This is a genomic window from Streptomyces sp. NPDC001980 (genome assembly GCF_040296885.1).
Classification (GTDB): domain Bacteria; phylum Actinomycetota; class Actinomycetes; order Streptomycetales; family Streptomycetaceae; genus Streptomyces.
Genome location: NZ_JBEOYD010000020.1, coordinates 1 through 16191, shown reverse-complemented (window position 1 = coordinate 16191; position 16191 = coordinate 1). Strand labels below are relative to the sequence as shown.

The window sequence follows — 16191 nt, the reverse complement described above, 5'->3', positions numbered from 1 at the left end:
CGTCCCCGCGCCCTCGCCGTCTCCCGGACCCCGCCTAGCGGCGCAGCAGGTACTTGTGCTGCCCGGACAGGACGAGTTCGCCCCGCTGGTTGTGCACGGTGGCCGCGGTGGTGACGACCCCGGTGCCGTCCTCGGCGGGTTCGAGGGCGGTGATGGTCAGCGCGGGGTACAGGGTGTCGCCCGAGTGCACCTCGCCGGTGAAGGTGCAGGACAGCTCCGAGAACCTGACGAAGACCTCACCGATGACGTGCGGGAACAGGGTCGCGCCCGGTGCGGTGAAGGCCAGGACCTGGAGGCCGTGCACCACGGGGGCGCTGTGCCCGTGCCGGCGGGCCCACTCGGCGTCGTAGTGGACCGGGTGGTTGTCGGCGGACACGGTCTGGAACGCCGCCGCGTGCGCGTCGGTCAGGGTCCGGCTGGGGGCGCGGAACACCTCGCCGACCTCCAGGTCGTCGAAGGTCCGGGCGGGGACGACGAGGAACTGCTCGGGGTCGAAGGCGGCCTCGCCGGAAGGCGTCTGGGGGGAGCTCATGGGATGTCCTCGATCGGGTCAGTGGGACGACGGGCAGCGGAGGCGGGCGGTGAGGAGGTTGGGGTCCTGCCGCGTGACATAGGCGGCGTCGGCGACGTACACCGTGTTTCCCCGGACGGCGACGGAGGTGGGATTCTCTAGCCCATCGGTGTGGTCGAGGACGACGGAATGGCCGCCGTGCCCGGACACCAGGGCCACCTCGCTGCCGGCGTTGAGTGCCGCGAGGAGCTGGTCGCCGTGGCCCGTGAACGCGAAGTCGTCGACGCCGGTCAGGCCCGTCGCGGCGGTGTGGACCGTGCCCGGGGTGCCGTCGTGGCGGACCGGGATGCGCAGCAGGGTCCCGTGGTCGAGGTTGCTCACCCACACGGCTCCGTCGTGCACCTTCACGCCGTTGGCCCCCAGGAAGCCGGCCGGGGCGAGGGCGGCACCGGTCGCCCACACTTCGGGGGCCCCGCCGGTCGCGGGTATCCGCCAGATCCTGCCGAGCACCGAGTCGGCGGCGTACAGCTGCCCGGTCGGCCCGTCGAGGGCCAGGCCGTTGGGCAGCGCGTCGGCGGGCAGCGCCGCGATGCGCTCCGGGCTGCCGCCGGGACGCAGCCGCCAGACGCCGGTGAGGCCGGCGGTGCCGGTGGCGTAGAGGAAGTAGAGCGAGCGATCGGGACCTTGGACGATGCCGCCGAGGAACGGTGACCCGAGCACCGGGGTCCGGGCGTCCTCGGGCGGCGCGGGAAGCGTCGCGAGGACGCGGACCGTGCCGGTCCGCTCGATCACCGCGACCTGGCGGGAGAAGGCGAAGGTGACCGCGGCGGCACCGCCCGGAAGCAGGGTGAGGTTCTCGGGCTGCTGTCCCGCGGCGAGGTCGAGGTGCGCGACGAAGGACGTCGGCGTGAGCGGCGGCTGGGCCGCGAGGGCCGCGTCCGCGCTCGTGATCGTGGTGGCGAGTGCCGTGGTGCCCACCACGGCGGCGGCAAGAACTCTGCGAAGCTGCATGGCCTCGACCGTAGGCACCCACGGCCCGGTGACATGCCTCGTCGCGCACGTCGCCCTGCCGCAGAGCGCCAGAGCCCGGCGGCAGGGCACTGGAGGGTCCGTCGCGGTGCGCGCACGGTCATGGCGGCCGGGAGGGCGACGGCTAGCGTTCGGCGCATCCCACGCATGCGCGACGCAACTCGCCGGAACCGGAAGACGATAAACCCATGCAATTCGGCATCTTCACGGTCGGTGACGTGACGACCGACCCGACCACGGGACGTACTCCCTCGGAGCACGAACGCATCAAGGCGATGGTCGCCATCGCGCTCAAGGCGGAGGAGGTCGGCCTGGACGTCTTCGCGACCGGCGAGCACCACAACCCGCCGTTCGTGCCGTCCTCCCCGACCACGATGCTCGGCCACATCGCCGCCCGCACCGAGAAGCTGATCCTGTCCACCGCCACGACGCTGATCACCACCAACGACCCGGTGAAGATCGCCGAGGACTACGCGATGCTCCAGCACCTGGCCGACGGCCGGGTCGACCTGATGCTGGGCCGCGGCAACACCGGCCCCGTCTACCCGTGGTTCGGGCAGGACATCCGGCGGGGCCTCGACCTCGCCAAGGAGAACTACGCCCTGCTGCGTCGCCTGTGGCGCGAGGACGTCGTCGACTGGGAGGGGACGTTCCGCACCCCGCTCCAGGGGTTCACCGCCACCCCCCGCCCGCTGGACGGCGTACCGCCGTTCGTCTGGCACGGGTCGATCCGCTCGCCCGAGATAGCCGAGCAGGCCGCCTTCTACGGCGACGGCTTCTTCCACAACAACATCTTCTGGCCGGCCGACCACACCCGGCGCATGGTCCAGCTGTACCGGCGGCGGTACGCCTTCCACGGCCACGGCCGGCCCGAGGAGGCGATCGTCGGGCTCGGCGGCCAGGTGTTCATGCGGAAGAACTCGCAGGACGCGGTGCGCGAGTTCCGGCCGTACTTCGACAACGCGCCGGTCTACGGGCACGGGCCGTCCCTGGAGGACTTCACCGAGCAGACCCCGCTGACCGTGGGCTCCCCCCAGCAGGTCGTCGAACGGACGCTGTCCTTCCGCGAGTCGGTCGGCGACTACCAGCGGCAGCTGTTCCTGATGGACCACGCCGGGCTGCCGCTGAAGACCGTCCTGGAGCAGCTCGACATCCTGGGCGAGGAGGTCGTACCCGTCCTGCGCAAGGAGTTCGCGGCCGGGCGGCCGGCGGACGTGCCCGCGGCACCGACCCACACCTCCCTGGTCGCCGCCGCCCGACAGGAGGCCGCCGCATGAGTGCCACCGCCCCGGCCGGAGGCCGCCCGGTGAAGCTCGTCGCCGTCTCGGCGGGCCTGAGCACCCCGTCCGGCACCCGCCTGCTCGCGGACCGGCTCGCCGAGGCCGTCCACGGCGAACTCGGGCCGCGGGGCTACGAGGTGGAGAGCCGCGTCGTCGAACTGCGCGAACTGGCCGTCGCCATCGCCAACCACCTCGTCACCGGCTTCCCGCCGCCCCCGCTGGCCGCCGCCATCGACGCGGTGACGGGCGCCGACGGCCTGATCGCCGTGACCCCCGTGTTCAGCGCGTCCTACAGCGGGTTGTTCAAGTCGTTCTTCGACCTGATCGACCCCGGTGCCCTCACCGGCAGGCCGGTCCTGGTCGCCGCGACGGGCGGGACGGCCCGGCACTCCCTGGTCCTGGAGCACGGGCTGCGGCCGCTCTTCGCCCACCTGCGCGCCGTCGTCGTACCGACCGGCGTGTACGCGGCGTCCGAGGACTGGGGGACCGGCGGCGACGCGTACGCCGAGGGGCTGCCCGCGCGCATCCGCCGGGCGGGCGGCGAACTGGGCGCCCTGATGGCCGCCCGGCCGGCCGATCCGGAGCCCGGGGACGAGATCGGCGCCCTCGAACGGCAGCTGTCCGACCTGCGGTTCGACTGATTCGACTGAGGAGAGCACGATTCACGTGATGTGGCGCAGCAGCGCCGCGACGGCCGCCGGGGGCTCCCCCGGCGGCCGTACCACCATCACCTTCCAGCTCGGCGCGTGCCGGGCGATCCGGTAGGTCGTCAGGTCCGGGAAGCGGTGGGCGATGGTCGGCGGCATGATGCAGACGCCGAGGTCGGCCCGGACCAGTTCGGACGCGGCCACGATGTCGTTGACCTCGAAGGTCGTGGCGCGTTCGACGCCGGCCGCCCGGAACGCGCGGTCGGCCGCGTCCCGGATCGCCCAGCCGGGGGTGAACTCCACCTGCGGCAGCTCGGCGATCTCGGCCAGGTCGACCGTGCCCTCGGCACCGTTCGTGGCGAGGCTCCGGCGGGGTGAGGCCACCAGGACCATCTCCTCGCGGGCCAGCAGCCTGGTCACCAGACCGCGCTGCTGCTGGCGGTCCAGCGCCACCACCGCCAGGTCCACCGTGCCCTCGCGCAGCGCCTGCCGGATGTCGATGACCGCCGCCTGCCGCAACTGGACCACCACCCGCGGATGTTCCGCCCGCAGCGCGGCCAGCGCGCGGTGCAGGTTCGCCCAGACCCCCTGCATGGTGCCGACCGTCACCCGGCCGCGCAGCTCGCCCTTCGCCGCGTCGACCGCCTCGCGGGCCAGCTCGGCGGCGCGCAGCGCCTGCCGGGCCGCCGGGACGAACGCCTCACCGGCCGGGGTGAGCCCGACCCGGTGCGTGGTCCGGGTGAACAGCGGAGTGCCCAGCTCGCGCTCCAGGGCGCGGACCGTGCCGGAGACGGCGGACTGGACCACGTGCAGCCGCCGCGCGGCCGCCGTGAACCCGCCCGCGTCCGCCACGGCGACCACGACTTCCATCTGCCGCAGGTCCATGATCTGCTCCCGGTGGCACGGCGCCCGCCTCGGTACGGCGGGGATCTCCGCCGCATCCTAGGCAGGCATCCGCTGCTCCCGGGCTCTCTCAGGCGCGGACCAGGGGAGTGTCGACCAGGTGCTCCGCCAGGAACCAGGCCTGCAGCTCTCCGGTGCGGATCACCTGCGAGACCAGCAGGTCGTTGGTGCCGTCGTCGCCCGTCCCGGCGGCCCGGGCGGCCGCGTCGTGCGCGTCGACCAGGATCGTCTCGTGGGCCTCCAGAAGCCGCGAGAGCATCGCCGGGACCTCCTCGACGCCGTCCGGCGGACGCGGGATCGAGGTGATCTCGGCGACGTGCCGCGGGTCGCCCACCGCGACCCCGCCCAGGGTCTGGACCCGCTCGGCGAGCGTGTCGACGAGGGTCAGCTGGTCGTCCGCGTGCTTGTCCAGCAGCAGGTGCAGCTGGTAGAAGGTCGCGCCGCGCAGCAGCCAGTGGTGCTTCTTGTAGAGGCCGTACAGGATCTGCGTGTCCGCCAGGACCCGGTTCAGACGCTGGCAGGAGTACATGCGCGTCTCGTACGAGAGGCCGAGGGGGAACTGCTTGACGGTCCCGAACTCCTGGATGACCTCGCCCTTCTGGTGCAGCCACGGCTGGCTGTGCTGCAGGGCCTTTCCGGGCTCGGAGCTGGTGGTCATGGTGCGCCTCCTGGCGGATGTCCGATGCGGCTGGGTAGGCGAGTGACGCTAGGCGCGGCGGCGGGGGAGGCGTTGCCCGGGAGCGCCCGGACCGAGGCCTCTGAGCGCACCCGGTTCGCTCTGGGACCGGCCGCGGTGCACGCACGGACGCGGGCCGGCCGCCGCGGCGCCCTACCGTCGGTGACCGGCAGTCGTAGGGAGCGAGGGGCGTATGAACGAGCAGGTGGACGTGGTCGTCGTCGGCCTCGGGCCGGGCGGGGAGTACCTGGCGGGCACGCTCGCCGAGGCGGGGCTCGACGTGGTCGGCGTCGAGGCGGAGCTGGTCGGCGGCGAGTGCCCGTACTGGGGGTGCGTCCCCAGCAAGATGATGATCCGGGCCGGGAACGCGCTGGCCGAGGCCCGCCGGGTCCCCGGTCTGGCCGGACGGGCGGAGGTGACCGCGGACTGGAGCCCGGTCGCCGGGCGCATTCGCACCGAGGCCACCGACGACTGGAACGACCGGGTCGCGGCCGACCGGCTGGCGGCCAAGGGCGGCCGCCTGGTCCGCGGCCGGGGCCGTCTCACCGGACCGCGCCGGGTGACCGTCGACGGACGGGTGTTCGAGGCCCGCCGGGGTGTCGTCCTGGCCACCGGCAGCCGCCCCCGCATACCCCCCGTGCCGGGTCTCGCGGGCACGCCCTACTGGACCAACCGCGACGCCATGTCCGCCAAGGAGCTCCCGGCGTCGATGCTGGTGCTCGGCGGCGGTGCCATCGGCGCCGAGGTCGCCCAGGTCTTCGCCCGGTTCAGCTGCCGGGTCACCGTGGTCGAGGGGCAGGAGCGGCTGCTGGCCCAGGAGGAACCCGAGGCCGGAGAACTCGCGGTCGAGGCCCTGCGCGCCGACGGGGTGACCGTCCTGACCGGGGCGCGGGCCGGCCAAGTCGCCCATGACGGTGCCGGGTTCACCGTGTGGCTCGACGGCGAGGCCGAGCCGCGCCGGGCCGAGCGGCTGCTCGTGGCTACCGGACGGTACAGCGACCTCGCCGGGCTGGGCGTCGAGGCGGCCGGGCTCGACCCCACCGCCCGCGCCGTCCCCACCGACGGACAGCTGCGGGCGGCGGACGGTCTCTGGGCGGTCGGCGACATCACCGGCCGGGGCGCCTTCACCCACGTGTCCATGTACCAGGCGCAGATCGCCGTCCAGGACATCCTCGGCAGGCCCGGCCCCGACGCCGACTACCGGGCACTGCCCCGGGTCACCTTCACCGACCCCGAGATCGCGGCGGTCGGGCTGACTGAGCGGCAGGCCCGCGACCGGGGGCTGCGGGTGCGGACCGCCGTACTGCCGAACGCCTCCTCGACCCGTGGCTGGATCCACGGGCCGGGAGGCGAGGGTTTCCTCAAGCTGGTCGAGGACGCCGACCGGGGTGTCCTGGTCGGCGCGACCTCGGCGGGACCGGCCGGCGGCGAGCTGCTGTACGGGCTGAACGTCGCCGTCCACGCCGAGGTCCCGGTCGAGCGGCTGCGCCACATGATCTACACGTACCCGACCTTCCACCGTGCGATGGAAGCGGCCCTCGGCGCCCTACGCTGAGTGCTGCGCGCCGGTCCGGCGCTCGGTGAGCCAGTACAGCAGCCCCAGCACCGGCAGGGCGGCCCCGAAGAGGCTGACCGCGCTCCAGCCGCCGGACCGGTAGGCGATCGAGCCGAGCTGGGAGCCGAGGGCGCCGCCGATGAAGAAGATCGCGATGAAGGCGCTGTTCAGGCGGGCCCGGGCGAGGGGATCGAGTTGGTAGACGGTGTGCTGGCCGAGGATCAGACTGGTCTGCACGGCCATGTCGAGGGCGACGGCCGCGAGCCCGATCAGGACGACGCTGTGCTGACCGAACCCGGCTATCGCGAAGGCCACCGCGGCGAGGCCGAACGCGACACCGGTCATCCGGCGGGTCAGCCCGCGGTCGGCCCAGTGCCCGGCGAACGGGGCGACGGCCGCACCGGCGGCGCCGACCAGGGCGAACACCCCGACCCCGATGGCGGAGTAGTGGAAGTGCGGTCCGGTCAGCACGTACGAGACGGTGGTCCAGAAGGCGCTGAAGGCACCGAACATCGCCGCCTGGTAGAGGCCCCGGCGCACCAGCGCGGGGTGCGTGCGCACCAGCGCCGCCGTGGAGCGCAGCACCTTGCGGTACGGCACGGACGTGGTCGGCGCGTGCTGGGGGAGGGCCAGCCGCAGGGCCACGCCCAGCAGCGCCATCAGGACGGCGGAGCCGAGGTAGACGACCCGCCAGCCGGCCACGCTGGAGACCAGGCTGCTGAGCGTGCGGGACAGCAGGATGCCGGTGAGCAGGCCGCTCATCACCCGGCCCACCACCCGGCCCCGGGCGTGGTCGGGCGCCAGGCTCGCGGCGAACGGGACGAGGATCTGCGCCACGACGGAGGTGGCCCCGCTGATCAGCGAGGCGATCAGCAGCATCGGGAACCCGGTCGCCAGACCGGCCGCCACCAGGGCGAGCGTGGTGACCGTCAGGAGCGCGGTGATCAGGCTCCGCTTCTCCAGCCGGTCGCCGAGCGGCACCAGGAAGATCATGCCGATCACGTAGCCGACCTGGGTGAGTGTGATCAGCAGGCCCGCGGTCGCCTCGCCGATGTGGAAGACACCGCGCAGCTCGGACAGCAGGGGCTGGGCGTAGTACAGGTTCGCGACCGTCATGCCGGAGGCGACGGCGAACAGCGCGATCAGCCAGCCGGGCACCCCGTGGGCGGCCTCGGCGGCGGCCTCCCGGCGCGGGGAGCGTATTTCGGACGACGACATCTGGGACACGGGACCTTCCTCACAGGAGGCGTTGCTCTTGTCCTTCACCAGCGCTCCGCCGCCCGACATGCTTCCCACCGCACGGCGATGGTTCGGGATGTCAGTCATCTCGGCGGGAGATCGCCGTCGCCGTGCCTGCCCCACCGGTATCGTCACACCCCACCGAAAGGAACCCGATGAGTCAGCCCCAGGCCGCCCCGGTCGTCGTACACGACGACGCCCACCACCGCTACGAGATCCTGGTCGACGGCGAACGCGCCGGCCTCACCGCCTACCGCGACCACGGTGACCAGCGGGTCTTCTACCACACCGAGGTCGACGACGCCTTCGCCGGACAGGGCCTGGCCGGCCGGCTGGTCGAGGAGGCGCTCACCGACGTCCGCGCCGGCGGGAAACGCGTCGTACCCGTGTGCAAGTACGTGGCCAAGTTCCTCCAGAGGCACGAGGAGTTCGCCGACCTCGCCGACCCGGTGACCCCCGACGTACTGCACTGGCTGCGCGGCGAGCTCGACCGGGCGTGACATGCGCTGCCGGAGGTGATCCGGTGCGCTGATGGTCAACTCCGGTTCGCCCCGGGCCGTTACCGTGACCGGCGGCGCGGCGTCCCCCGCCGTGCCACCGGAGGCGAAGGAGCGGCATGGCCAGGCAGACCATCGCGGAACAGTACGTCGACCTCATGGCGCGCGCGGGCGTGCGCCGCATCTACGGGGTGGTCGGGGACAGCCTGAACCCCGTCGTCGACGCGGTCAGACGGCATGACGCGGTGGAGTGGGTCCAGGTCCGCCACGAGGAGGTCGCGGCGTTCGCGGCCGGCGCCGAGGCCCAGCTCACCGGCCGCCTCGCCGCCTGCGCGGGCTCCTGCGGCCCCGGCAACCTGCACCTGATCAACGGCCTGTACGACGCCCACCGCTCGATGGCGCCGGTGCTGGCCCTCGCCGCCCAGATACCCAGCGGCCAGATCGGCACCGGCTACTTCCAGGAGACCCACCCCGACCGGCTGTTCGCCGAGTGCAGCCACTACTCGGAGCTGATCTCCTCACCGCACCAGATGCCGCGCGTGGTCCAGACGGCGATCCAGCACGCCGTCGGCCGCCGCGGCGTCTCGGTCGTGGCCCTCTCCGGCGACACCGCCGCCGAGCACACCCCGGACGCGGCCCCCGAACTCACCCTGTCCCTGGACCTGCCCGCCATCCGCCCGGGCGACCGCGAACTCGCCCGGCTCACCGACCTCGTGGACGCCGCCGAACGCGTCATGGTCTTCTGCGGCCGGGGCGTCGCCGGCGCCCACGCCGAGGTGATGGCCTTCGCCGAGAAGGTCAAGGCCCCGGTCGGGCACGCGCTGCGCGGCAAGGAGCACATCCAGTACGACAACCCGTACGACGTCGGCATGAGCGGACTGCTCGGCTACGGCGCCGCCTACGAGGCGATGCACGAGGCCGACCTGCTGATCCTCCTCGGCACGGACTTCCCGTACACCGAGTTCCTGCCCCGGCATGTCCGCACGGTCCAGGTCGACGTCCAGCCCGAGCGCCTCGGCCGCCGCACCCAGCTCGACCTCGCCGTCTGGGGCGACGTGGGCGAGACCCTGCGCTGCCTGACCCCTGCGGTGCGGGAGAAGGCGTCGCGCCGCTTCCTCGACCGCATGCTGGAGCAGCACGCGCACGCCCTCGAAGGCGCCGTGAACGCGTATACGCGCAGCGTCGAGAAGCAGACCCCGATCCACCCCGAGTACGTGGCCGCGGTCCTCGACGAAGAGGCCGCCTACGACGCCGTGTTCACCGTGGACACCGGCATGTGCTGCGTGTGGGCGGCGCGTTACCTGACGCCGAACGGCCGCCGCCGCATCCTCGGCTCGTTCGTGCACGGCTCGATGGCCAACGCACTGCCGCAGGCGATCGGCGCCCAGTTCCTGGACCGCGGCCGGCAGATCGTCTCGCTCTCCGGGGACGGCGGCTTCTCCATGCTGATGGGCGACTTCCTCACCCTCGTCCAGTACGGCCTGCCGGTGAAGGTCGTCGTCTTCAACAACTCCTCGCTCGGCATGGTCGACCTGGAGATGATGGTCGACGGCCTGCCCCCGCACGCCACGTCCTACCCGCACACCGACTACGCGGCCATCGCCACCGCGGCCGGAGCACGGGGCATCCGGGTCGAGAAGCCCGCCGACGTGCGCGGCGCGCTCCGCGAGGCCTTCGCCCATGACGGACCGGCGCTGGTCGACGTCGTCACCGACCCCGCCGCCCTCGCCGTCCCGCCGAAGATCACCGCCGAGCAGGTCAGCGGCTTCGCGCTCTCCGCGAGCCGGACGGTGCTCAGCGGCGGAGTCGGCCGCATGGTCCACCTGGCGCGGGCCAACCTCCGCAACATTCCGCGCCCTTGAGTCTCAGGGCCGCCGTATCGCCGGTCCCGCCGTCGTGTCGAAGGCGTGCGTCACCTCGGGCGCGCTGCCCGGGGTGAGCAGCGCGCGGGCCTCCTCCTCGAACCGGCGGTCGGTGGCCGTCAGCCGGACGTGGTGCTGGGCCTGGTGCTCCGCCCAGGAGGACACCAGGTAGTTCTCGACGAAGCGCTCGGGGTCGTGGCCGTCCTGGTAGAGGCCCCAGGACAGGGCTCCGGTACGGCGCCGGGAGCGGGCCACCCGGCGCATCCGGTCCGTGAACTCGGCCTGCCGGTCAGCCGGGACGCGGTAGACGACGGAGACCAGGACCGGGCCGTCGGCCTCCCCGGGTTCGAACACCAGGGGAGGCGCCGGCCAGTGGTCGGACGGCGCGGGGTTGATGCCCTCGGCGTCCCGCAGCGGCCAGCGCCGTACGCTGGCCGCGCTCAGCAGCATGGCGCCGCCGGCGATCAGCAGACAGGCGCTCAGCCCGAGCCCGTCGGCGACCGCACCCCACAGCGGCGCGGCCAGCGCCTGACCACCCTGGAAGACCAGGAGGTAGACGCCGAGGCCGCGGGCCCTGACCCAGCCGGGGAGCCGGGTCTGCACGGCCGCGTTCAGCGTGGACAGGACGGCGATCCAGGCCAGGCCCGCGGGCAGCAGGGCGAGCGCGACCAGCCACGGCACATGGACCGTGGCCAGGACCGCGAGCACCGCGGCGAACACCAGGGCGCCGGCCGCGAGGGTGCCGTTGGCGCCGAGCAGGCGACGGGCACGGGGGAGGAGGAAGGCGCCGCCGACCGCGCCGATGCCCACCGCCCCGAGGAGCAGTCCGTAGCCGCCCGAGCCGAGGCCGAGGGAGCGGCTCGCGATCAGCGGCAGCAGGGCCCACAGGGCGGCGCCGCCGGGGATGAACAGGAGCGTGCGCAGCAGGATCCGGCGGACGCCGGGCGCGTTCCAGACGTAGCGGCGGCCGGCGTACAGGGCGGCCAGCAGCCCTTCGTTCCCGGCGGGCGGGACGGCGGCCGCGGCGGGGCGCCGCCACAGCAGCAGGACGGCCGCGATGCCCAGATAGGACGCCGCGTTGAAGGCGAAGACCCAGCCCGCGCCCGCCGCCGCGACCACCGCCCCACCGAGCGCCGGGCCGACGGCACGGGCCAGGTTCATGTTCACCGCGCCCAGCGCCGCCGCCTGACCGAGCCGCTCCCGGTCCACCAGCTCCGGCTGGATCGCCTGCCAGGCCGGGCCCATCAGCGCGGTGCCGCAGCCCAGCAGGAAGGTCAGGAGCAGCAGGGCCGTCGGCGACAGGGCGTCCAGGAACGCGAGCACGGCCAGTGCCCCGGACACCGCGAGCATCGCGAACTGCGCGGTCACCAGCACCGCCCGCCGGTCGAACCGGTCGGCGATCACCCCGGAAGGCAGCGCGAGGAGGACGACGGGCAGGCTGGACGCGGTCTGCACCAGCGTCACCAGCGCGGCGCTGTCCCCGACCAGCAGCCACTGGGCGCCGACCGTCTGCATCCAGCTGCCGACGTTGGAGACCAGCTGGGCGATCCACAGCGCCCGGAAGACACGGGCCGCGAGGGGCGCCCACGGGGAGTCGGCGGCGGTGTCGCTCATGCCGCTCCCGGCCGGGTCCAGGCGGGGTCGCCGCCGGCCAGGCGGTGCGTCGCCAGGGAGGTGGCGAACAGGAGCAGCAGGGCCAGGCCCAGGGTGAGCACCAGATGGCCGTGGAGGAGGAGTCCGGTTCCGGCGAACGCGCCGAGCAGCATGGCGAGGACGGACAGGATCCGGCGGCCGGGCCGGGGTGCGGCACCGCCCGCCGGACCGGAGTCCGCGGCCAGGCCCGTCAGCGTCAACGTCAGCACGGTCGTGGTCATGTCGGGGACGCCGAGGCGCCGGGCGACCGCGTTCTGCAGGCCCATGGCGAGCCCGAGGAACACGATCAGCGTGTACTGCACCCCGGTGCCGACCCGGCCGTCGCCGACCGCGGCGGCCGCCACCGTGACGGCGACCAGCACGGTCTGCACGGCCGTCGCCGTCTTCAGCAGATGTCCGCGGTGCGCGGCGAACCGGGTGCCCAGCCGCCCGCCGGCCAGCGCCCCGGCCAGGAACGCGGCCAGGGCGACGACGGAGGCGAGCGCCGACAGGTTCGGTGCGCCCGCCAGCGCGAAGCCGAGGAACACCACGTTGCCCGTCATGTTGGCGACGAAGACATGCCCGAGGGACAGATAACTCACCGCGTCCACCAGCCCGGTGACCACCGTCAGCGTCAGCAGCAGGGGAGGCAGCGGGCCGTGCCGGTCGTCCTTGGGCGGTACCAGTGTGTGGAGCGCGTCAGTCAGCAGCCTGCGCACGAGGGGCTCCTTCCGGTGCGGACGGTGCGGAGGGCGCGGTGGCGGTGCGGTGCAGCACCGCGCGGGTGAGCAGCCCGCTCGTGGGGCCGAGCACGATCGCCGCGAGGACGAGCCACAGCGGCCACGGGGTGAGGCCCAGCGCGTGGTCGACGGACCACCGGCCCGGCCCGGTGAGGGACAGGGCCACCGAGACGACGACGAGGACCAGCGGATACTCGTACCCGTCGTTCTGCACCCACAGGCCCTTGGGCCACTTGACCGTCCCGGCGACCGTCATCACGCCCATCGCGGCCATCGCGGCCAGCGGGGTGAGCAGCCCGGCGGCCAGGAACAGGCCGGCGCCGATCTGGCTGCCGCCCGCGACGACCGCGGTCAGCCGGCCGCCGCGGAAACCGTCGTGCCGGAACTCCTCCGTTCCGCCCGCCAAGCCCTTGCCTCCGAGGTGGAAGCTCACCTTCTGCACTCCGTGGCCGGCGATGAGGAGCCCCGCCAGCAGCCGGAGGACCAGCAGTCCAGCATCCATGTCTTCCTGCCTGTTCCTGCCTGTACCCGACTTGGTAAGAGACGTCCGGTCAGCCGGCCGCGTGGGCGCCGATCATGGTCTGGGCGTAGACCAGGCCGAGGCCGTAGGCGCCGCCGTGCTCCTTGACCACGTTCGTGACCGCCTCGTAGGTCTCCGTGCGGGCCCAGTCGCGCTGGAGCTCCAGGAGCACCTGGACCCAGGTGACCGGCGCGGCGCCGCCCTGGACCATGCGCCGCACGGCGTGCTCGTGAGCCTGCGGGGTGACACCGCCGGACGCGTCGGCGACCACGTACACCTCGTACCCCTGGGCGATCGCGGAGAGCACCGGCAGGACCACGCACACCTCGGTCCACAGACCGGCTATGACGAGCTTCTTGCGGCCGGTCGCCTTGACGGCCTCGACGAACGCCTCGTCCTCCCAGGCGTTCATCGTGGTGCGGTCGATGATCTTCTGGCCCGGGAAGACGTCCGCGAGCTGCGGCATGATCGGGCCGGAGAACGACTCGGCGGCGACCGTGCTGAGCACGACCGGTACGCCGAACGCCTTGGCGGCCTTGGCCAGGCCCAAGGTGGAGTTGACGATCGCGGTGCGGTCGCCGCTGCCGGTGCCGAAGAACATCTGCGGCTGGTGGTCCACGAACAGCACGGCGCAGTTGTCGGGGGTGAGGAGGTCGGGGCCGGGGGTGGCGGTCACCTGGGAGATGTCGACCATGACGAAGAACCTTTCTCAGTGAACAGAACAAGGGTGGGATGGGACCCGGAAGGAGGAGGTTCACGTGCCGTCCTCCTTCCGGGAGTCCAGAAGTCCGGGAGTCTCAGAGGAAGCAGGGGTCGGACGGCGTGGCGGCGCCGTCCGGGATCAGGCCGCGGCGGACCCGCCACGCCCGGTGCAGTTCGGACTCGGCGACGGCCTCGCCCAGCGCCTCCGCCTGGCGTACGCCCGTCAGGCCGCGCGGGGCCGCCTGGTAGCCACCGAAGTGCGCCACCGGGCTCCAGTCGGGGGTGATGGCCGGCAGCTCCTCGTCGAGGCCCTCGTACTCGCCTGCGGCGTAGACGATCCGGCCGCCGGTGACCGTGAGCAGCGACTCGATGTGGGCGATCTCCGGTTCGGGCACGGTGAAGTAGTCGTCGGAGAGGATCGCGAGGTCCGCGTAGAACCCCGGGCGCAGGACGCCCTTGACCCCCTGCTCGCCCGTCAGCTCGGCGCCGGCCCGGGTGAACATGCGCAGGGCGGCCTGCCGGTCGACCCGGTTGGACGGGGGGCGGAGCACGAGGTCGCCGACGTTGCGGCCGCTGATCAGCCAGTGCAGGGCGACCCACGGGTTGTAGGTGGAGACCCGGGTGGCGTCGGTGCCGGCGGCCACGGTCAGCCCGCGGTCCAGCATCTCCCGGAGCGGCGGGGCGTCGGCCGCGGCACCGGGGCCGTAGCGGCGCAGGAAGGCCTCGCCCTGGAAGGACAGCCGGTTCTGCACGGACATCGCACCGCCGAGCGCGGCCACGCGGTCGAGGCTCTCCGCCGACACGGTCTCCGCGTGGTCGAACAACCACCGGTTCCCGGCCGGGAAGAGACCCTCGGCGGCCAGCTTCTCGAACACCGCGAGATCCCGGCGGATCGTCTCGTCGTACGTGGCGTGCAGCCGGAACCCCCAGCCGTTCTCCATGAGAAGACGCACCGCCTTCTCGAACTCCGGCTCATAGTCGTCGTGTTCGGGACGCGGCTGGTTGAAGTTCTCGAAGTCGGCGGCCGCCCAGGTGAGGTTCTCGCCCGCGCCGTTGAGGCGCAGCCACTCGTCGCCGTCGCCGTAGTCCGCCATCTCGATCCAGCGGGTGAGGTCGGCCACTTCCTGGCCCGCGGTCTGCGGGAAGAGGTGGTAGGCGATGCGCAGCGACAGCTCACCGGCCGCGGCCAGCTCGACGACGGTGCTGTAGTTCTCGGGGAAGTTCTGGAAGCCGCCGGCCGCGTCGATCGCCGACGTCAGTCCGAACCGGTTCAGCTCTCGCAGGAAATGACGGGTCGAGGTCTTGCGGTGCGCCTCGTCCAGCACCGGCGCCTTGGCCAGCGTCGAGTAGAGGATGAGGGCGCTGGGCGCGGCCAGCAGCATGCCCGTCGGCTCCCCGTCCCGGCCACGCACGATCTGGCCGCCTCGCGGGTCGGGGGTGTCCTTGTCGAATCCGGCGGCCTTCAGCGCCGCCCGGTTGAGGACGGCCGACTGGTACAGGTGCAGGACGAACACCGGGGTGTCCGGGGCGGCCGCGTTCAGCTCGGCGACGGTCGGCAGCCGCCGTTCGGCGAACTGTTCCGCCGACCAGCCGCCCACCACTCGCACCCACTGGCCCTTCGGGGTCCGGGCGGCCTGCTCGCGGAGCATCGCGAGGCCCTGGCGCAGTGTGGGCACGCCGTCCCAGCGCAGCTCCAGCACGTAGTTGAGCCCGCCGCGGATCACGTGCAGGTGGGCGTCGTTGAGGCCGGGGATCACCCGTCGCCCGAGCGCGTCCACGACCTTGGTGGCCGGGCCGATGTGCGGGGCCACGTCCTTGTCGTCGCCGACGACCGTGACCACACCGTCCCGGACGGCGATCGCCCCCGCATGCGGGCGGTTCGGGTCTCCGGTGTGGATTTTCGCGTTGCGGACGACGAGCTCTGCGGGATCGTCGACGGCCTGGGGAACCAGACCGCCGACCGGCATTGAGGACACGCTTTCGGGACCCCTTCCGGGATGGAATTGCGGTGTCGGCCTGTCAGTTCGCCGTCGAATCGGAGGCGAACCGCGGCCGTCGAGCCGTCACGCTAGATCCGCTCCCGGCCGCGGTGTGTCCCGTGCGCGCACTCGCACCTGCCCCGCAGCGCACCGGTCCGCGCGTGCGCTGCGGGGCCGGTGGGCGTGCGCTCGGGGGCAACTGCCCGGCGGACACCGCTCCTACGGTGAACCGCGGCGGCGCCGGATCGCCCGGTGTGCCCCACGCAATCCCAGGAGACTCACATGTCCGAAGCCTTCACGCCCGTCACGCCGGTCCTTGAGCCCGCCGCGCAGGCCTTCGTCGAGGCCACCGCCAACCCGCCCTACCTCTTCGACCTCGCCCCCGCCGAGGGCCGCAAGGCCGTCGACGAGGTCCAGTC

15 protein-coding genes and 1 pseudogene are annotated in these 16191 nt (G+C 73.1%); 6 read left to right on the top strand and 10 right to left on the bottom strand.

What is annotated here, in order from left to right; genetic code table 11:
* Positions 1-34: 34 nt before the first annotated feature.
* Both ABT137_RS28090 and ABT137_RS28085 read right to left on the bottom strand, forming a co-directional pair.
* Positions 35-532, bottom strand: coding sequence for a MaoC family dehydratase (locus ABT137_RS28090; RefSeq protein WP_351713662.1), 498 nt, complete (start codon positions 530-532; stop codon positions 35-37).
* A gap of 18 nt (positions 533-550) precedes the next feature.
* The gene (locus ABT137_RS28085; RefSeq protein WP_351713660.1) at positions 551-1522 is read right to left on the bottom strand and encodes an SMP-30/gluconolactonase/LRE family protein; all 972 of its coding nucleotides are present in this window, start codon (positions 1520-1522) and stop codon (positions 551-553) included.
* A 206-nt stretch (positions 1523-1728) separates the two neighbouring features.
* Here ABT137_RS28085 and ABT137_RS28080 point away from each other — a divergent pair, with 206 nt between their 5' ends.
* Together ABT137_RS28080 and ABT137_RS28075 are read left to right on the top strand one after the other, a co-directional pair.
* Positions 1729-2817 (top strand): LLM class flavin-dependent oxidoreductase, encoded by a 1089-nt coding sequence (locus ABT137_RS28080; RefSeq protein ID WP_351713658.1) that lies wholly within the window; start codon positions 1729-1731, stop codon positions 2815-2817.
* The gene (locus ABT137_RS28075) at positions 2814-3461 is read left to right on the top strand and encodes an FMN reductase (RefSeq protein ID WP_089104230.1); all 648 of its coding nucleotides are present in this window, start codon (positions 2814-2816) and stop codon (positions 3459-3461) included. Before ABT137_RS28080 ends, ABT137_RS28075 begins: the two co-directional genes overlap by 4 nt.
* Before the next feature lie 21 nt (positions 3462-3482).
* Here the strand turns inward: ABT137_RS28075 and ABT137_RS28070 are convergent, their stop codons facing one another.
* Positions 3483-4352, bottom strand: coding sequence for a LysR family transcriptional regulator (locus ABT137_RS28070; protein WP_351713656.1), 870 nt, complete (start codon positions 4350-4352; stop codon positions 3483-3485).
* 88 nt (positions 4353-4440) lie between these two features.
* On the bottom strand, positions 4441-5028 hold the full coding sequence (locus ABT137_RS28065; RefSeq protein WP_351713654.1) for a Dps family protein: 588 nt from the start codon (positions 5026-5028) through the stop codon (positions 4441-4443).
* A 211-nt stretch (positions 5029-5239) separates the two neighbouring features.
* On the opposite strand from ABT137_RS28065, the gene ABT137_RS28060 reads away from it, so the two are divergent.
* A complete protein-coding gene (locus ABT137_RS28060) occupies positions 5240-6601 on the top strand; it encodes a dihydrolipoyl dehydrogenase family protein (protein WP_351713652.1) in 1362 nt (453 codons plus the stop codon).
* Here the strand turns inward: ABT137_RS28060 and ABT137_RS28055 are convergent.
* Positions 6593-7819 (bottom strand): MFS transporter, encoded by a 1227-nt coding sequence (locus ABT137_RS28055; RefSeq protein ID WP_351713903.1) that lies wholly within the window; start codon positions 7817-7819, stop codon positions 6593-6595. The genes ABT137_RS28060 and ABT137_RS28055 overlap by 9 nt on opposite strands.
* Positions 7820-7995: 176 nt before the next feature.
* On the opposite strand from ABT137_RS28055, the gene ABT137_RS28050 reads away from it, so the two are divergent.
* Positions 7996-8340: a GNAT family N-acetyltransferase gene (locus ABT137_RS28050; RefSeq protein WP_351713650.1), complete on the top strand. Its 345-nt coding sequence runs from the start codon at positions 7996-7998 to the stop codon at positions 8338-8340.
* Between the two features lie 116 nt (positions 8341-8456).
* On the top strand, positions 8457-10199 hold the full coding sequence (locus ABT137_RS28045; RefSeq protein WP_351713648.1) for a pyruvate dehydrogenase: 1743 nt from the start codon (positions 8457-8459) through the stop codon (positions 10197-10199).
* 3 nt (positions 10200-10202) lie between these two features.
* Here the strand turns inward: ABT137_RS28045 and ABT137_RS28040 are convergent, their stop codons facing one another.
* The 5 genes from ABT137_RS28040 to ABT137_RS28020 form a co-directional block, all read right to left on the bottom strand.
* The gene (locus ABT137_RS28040; protein ID WP_351713646.1) at positions 10203-11813 is read right to left on the bottom strand and encodes an MFS transporter; all 1611 of its coding nucleotides are present in this window, start codon (positions 11811-11813) and stop codon (positions 10203-10205) included.
* The gene (locus ABT137_RS28035) at positions 11810-12550 is read right to left on the bottom strand and encodes a YoaK family protein (RefSeq protein WP_351713644.1); all 741 of its coding nucleotides are present in this window, start codon (positions 12548-12550) and stop codon (positions 11810-11812) included. The genes ABT137_RS28040 and ABT137_RS28035 overlap by 4 nt, the downstream gene beginning before the upstream one ends.
* Entirely contained in the window at positions 12531-13073 is a 543-nt protein-coding gene (locus ABT137_RS28030; RefSeq protein ID WP_351713642.1) for a DoxX family protein, read from the bottom strand. Before ABT137_RS28030 ends, ABT137_RS28035 begins: the two co-directional genes overlap by 20 nt.
* Before the next feature lie 49 nt (positions 13074-13122).
* Positions 13123-13785, bottom strand: coding sequence for a hydrolase (locus ABT137_RS28025; RefSeq protein ID WP_351713640.1), 663 nt, complete (start codon positions 13783-13785; stop codon positions 13123-13125).
* Positions 13786-13888: 103 nt separating this feature from the next.
* On the bottom strand, positions 13889-15760 hold the full coding sequence (locus ABT137_RS28020; protein ID WP_351713901.1) for an amidohydrolase: 1872 nt from the start codon (positions 15758-15760) through the stop codon (positions 13889-13891).
* Positions 15761-16054: 294 nt separating this feature from the next.
* Here ABT137_RS28020 and ABT137_RS28015 point away from each other — a divergent pair.
* Positions 16055-16191: pseudogene (locus ABT137_RS28015) on the top strand (esterase); the annotation flags it as partial.

What these genes read in the sequence shown, in the direction of transcription:
- ABT137_RS28090 (WP_351713662.1), bottom strand. Translation starts at nt 532, where the DNA reads ATGAGCTCCCCCCAGACGCCTTCCGGCGAGGCCGCCTTCGACCCCGAG.
- ABT137_RS28085 (WP_351713660.1), bottom strand. Translation starts at nt 1,522, where the DNA reads ATGCAGCTTCGCAGAGTTCTTGCCGCCGCCGTGGTGGGCACCACGGCA.
- ABT137_RS28080 (WP_351713658.1), top strand. Translation starts at nt 1,729, where the DNA reads ATGCAATTCGGCATCTTCACGGTCGGTGACGTGACGACCGACCCGACC.
- ABT137_RS28075 (WP_089104230.1), top strand. Translation starts at nt 2,814, where the DNA reads ATGAGTGCCACCGCCCCGGCCGGAGGCCGCCCGGTGAAGCTCGTCGCC.
- ABT137_RS28070 (WP_351713656.1), bottom strand. Translation starts at nt 4,352, where the DNA reads ATGGACCTGCGGCAGATGGAAGTCGTGGTCGCCGTGGCGGACGCGGGC.
- ABT137_RS28065 (WP_351713654.1), bottom strand. Translation starts at nt 5,028, where the DNA reads ATGACCACCAGCTCCGAGCCCGGAAAGGCCCTGCAGCACAGCCAGCCG.
- ABT137_RS28060 (WP_351713652.1), top strand. Translation starts at nt 5,240, where the DNA reads ATGAACGAGCAGGTGGACGTGGTCGTCGTCGGCCTCGGGCCGGGCGGG.
- ABT137_RS28055 (WP_351713903.1), bottom strand. Translation starts at nt 7,819, where the DNA reads ATGTCGTCGTCCGAAATACGCTCCCCGCGCCGGGAGGCCGCCGCCGAG.
- ABT137_RS28050 (WP_351713650.1), top strand. Translation starts at nt 7,996, where the DNA reads ATGAGTCAGCCCCAGGCCGCCCCGGTCGTCGTACACGACGACGCCCAC.
- ABT137_RS28045 (WP_351713648.1), top strand. Translation starts at nt 8,457, where the DNA reads ATGGCCAGGCAGACCATCGCGGAACAGTACGTCGACCTCATGGCGCGC.
- ABT137_RS28040 (WP_351713646.1), bottom strand. Translation starts at nt 11,813, where the DNA reads ATGAGCGACACCGCCGCCGACTCCCCGTGGGCGCCCCTCGCGGCCCGT.
- ABT137_RS28030 (WP_351713642.1), bottom strand. Translation starts at nt 13,073, where the DNA reads ATGGATGCTGGACTGCTGGTCCTCCGGCTGCTGGCGGGGCTCCTCATC.
- ABT137_RS28025 (WP_351713640.1), bottom strand. Translation starts at nt 13,785, where the DNA reads ATGGTCGACATCTCCCAGGTGACCGCCACCCCCGGCCCCGACCTCCTC.
- ABT137_RS28020 (WP_351713901.1), bottom strand. Translation starts at nt 15,760, where the DNA reads ATGCCGGTCGGCGGTCTGGTTCCCCAGGCCGTCGACGATCCCGCAGAG.